This window comes from Rhodococcus sp. (in: high G+C Gram-positive bacteria) (assembly GCF_049286785.1).
GTDB lineage: Bacteria > Actinomycetota > Actinomycetes > Mycobacteriales > Mycobacteriaceae > Rhodococcus_F.
Map to the genome: position 1 here is coordinate 1 of NZ_JBAQEO010000756.1, position 1,821 is coordinate 1,821.

General features: G+C 63.3%; 2 protein-coding genes. Both read right to left on the reverse strand.

Going from position 1 to position 1,821, the window contains the following annotated elements; all coding sequences use genetic code 11:
- The coding region (locus WAW17_RS27360) for a hypothetical protein (RefSeq protein ID WP_422336000.1) at positions 1-889 on the reverse strand (889 nt) is incomplete at its 3' end.
- Positions 890-891: 2 nt separating this feature from the next.
- Positions 892-1,821 (reverse strand): class I adenylate-forming enzyme family protein (locus WAW17_RS27365; protein WP_422336001.1); only part of this gene is annotated, 930 nt, incomplete at its 5' end.

Here is a 1,821-nt window from a genome sequence, read left to right on the forward strand (position 1 = left end):
AGCCACCGCCGCGCAGATGCGCCCGACCGGGACGCGCCGTGAGGTCGAGATCGATCCGATCCCCACCATGCAGCAGAAGCGACATCCGAACACCCACCAATGTGGGTGCGGCAGCATCCTTCTCCCATTCGAGATCGTGCTCCACGCCGGTGATCACCAAGTCGTCTCCACGATCATCGGTACGTCCGACGATTCCCGCCGAAAGGTGCACCGGACGTCCCGGCTCGGACTCCTGCACATACAGGTGCACACCGAAGTCCGGAAGCTGCAACGGAGCGAAGAACAACATCCGCCATTCGGGCCGTACGCCCGGGGCTTGACCGTCGGCACGTGGCAGCGGCCGTGTGCCCCACGAGTGGTCGCGTTCGGCCCACCATCGCTTCGGCGTCACCTCGATCGTGTCGCCGTCGGGGGTGCGAATCCACCCGGCCCCTCGGCCGTGCTGAACGTAGCGGACGGCATCGTAATTGGCGCGTCCCCGGCTGACTTGAAAGAACCTGCCCTCCAAGACCGGTTCGAAGCTCGCTTCGAACGCGATGTCGAAAGTGAGACCGGAATCGTTGTCGTCCAGCGTGAATCGCAGTTCTTTCAGCGGCTCACGGATATCACATGCGAACGGTCCGATCTGCATCCCATGACTGTCGGGGAGCAACGTACGCGACATGCGCACGTTGGTTTGCCTGCCGTTCCGGGATAGGCACGCAAACCCTTCCATCACGTCCTGGTTCGGATACCGTCCGAGGCCCACAGTGAGAACGGTGTCGCCGCTCTCCGTGTCCTGGAAGCTGACCCAGTACCGCTCTCGCCACGACGGATCACTCGTGGCCACCATCGCGTGGGGCAGGGACGTCTGATGGGTGAAGTACTCGTCCGCAGTACTCAGATGCATGATCATCCCTTCCGTGCCGACTCGAGAAACGCCGCTCGAATCGACTTCTTGTCCGCCTTTTCGCCCGCCAGTGTCGGCAACGGGGTGTCACCGATCTGCCACAACGACGGCAACTCGAAGTACGCGAGTGTGTCCTTGCAATGCTCACGCAACGCTTGGGCGTCGACTGGTTCACCGGCTCGGTGAACGACCACGGCAGCCAGTTCTTCACCGAGATCGTCGTGCGGAACCCCGAATACCGCAGCTTCGACGACCGAGGGATGACTCAGCAAGCCCTGCTCCACGTGCGCGCACGCGATGTTCTCACCACCTCGAATGACGATGTCCTTGCTGCGGCCGTCGAGGTACAGGTAGCCCTCGTCGTCGACGTGGCCGAGGTCGCCGGTGTGCAGCCATCCCTCGTCGTCGACCGTTCCGTCGTCGATTCCGAGGTAGCCCAGCATGACCGTGGGGGCGCGAACCAGCACTTCGCCGGAGCCACCTGCATCGGGATCGCCGATCCGCAGCTCGACCACGGGGTATGGGCGGCCCACGGTGCCCGGGCGAGCCTCGAGGTCGGCATTGCCCGCAACCGTCATGAACCCACCGGTCTCGGTCATCCCCCACGTATTGGCGAGTCCACGCTTTTTCAGCTGCGGCAGCTTGGCGGTCATCCGCTGCAGCAATGTTGCAGGCAAGGGCGCACCACCCAATGGAAACGAACGCAGGCTGGACAAGTCGTGCGAGTCGAAATCAGGATGTTCGAGAACACGGACGGCCATGGTTGGCACTCCACCCCACGACTGCACCCGCTCCGCCTCGATCAGCCGCAGGATCTCGCCGGCGTCGAATTTGCCGACGGTGAGAACCAGGCGTCCACCGAGAATCAGATTGGTCAGCACGCTGGACACGCCACCGATGTGGAACAGCGGGGTACACACCAACGTGACCGT